At 59.1% G+C, this 723-nt stretch carries 1 pseudogene; it reads right to left on the reverse strand.

The annotated features are described in order from the left end of the window. Positions 1-440: 440 nt before the first annotated feature. A pseudogene (locus ACK4S7_RS13070) lies at positions 441-723 on the reverse strand (MOSC domain-containing protein); the annotation flags it as partial.

A 723-nucleotide genomic window follows, 5' to 3' on the forward strand; every position in this document is an offset into this window, starting at 1 on the left:
GGTCAGGTTCCGGACCCAGGCCAGATTCTGACGCACGAGGCCAGCGGGTGGAAACTGGAAATATTGGAAGCCGACGAAAAGCGTGTCACACGGATCCGGCTCTACGCGCCAATGCATGACAGGGACGAAGCGGGCGAATAAAGGTTGGATCAGCCGCGAACGCGCTTCACTAAAATACTTTCTCCGATACTACCCTCCCCCGCCACCCCGGAGCCGAAGGCGTAGTGGGCACAATTTGTTTCAGGGTGACGGTTGAGCGCAAGGGCGAACCCGCAACTTGCAATGTAGGATTTGACCTGTCAGCAGGGCACAGCAACATTGATAACCGCCCAGTGGCTGCAGGGGCGTGAAATCAGCCATAAGCTATGTCAGCGACCGTTTAGGTGAGACCTTAGTGTGACTTTCCAAAGCCAGCGGCCCGCCGACCCTCCCGCCACGCGTCACTCTGACAGCTTGGCTGCCCTGCTCCGCCAGGTTTCGGCCAGTGTTTCCAGCGCGGCCAGGGCCCGCAATTGGTCGTGCGCACCTTCCGCGCGATGACCGCCGCCGATAAGAAGCTTGAACGTATGCGCCACTGTCCAGTCATGCTGGGCCTGGTGCACTTGCTGGATCCGGTCACCTGCTGCAACCTCACCTTCTTCGATAACGCGAAAATAGCCACCGCAGCGTCCGGTTCTGATGACCATCCCGGATAGTCCGTGCACGGCAAAATGATGGTCGAGT

Origin of the sequence: Sphingorhabdus sp. (genome assembly GCF_046292425.1) — a bacterium.
Lineage (GTDB): Bacteria > Pseudomonadota > Alphaproteobacteria > Sphingomonadales > Sphingomonadaceae > Sphingorhabdus_B.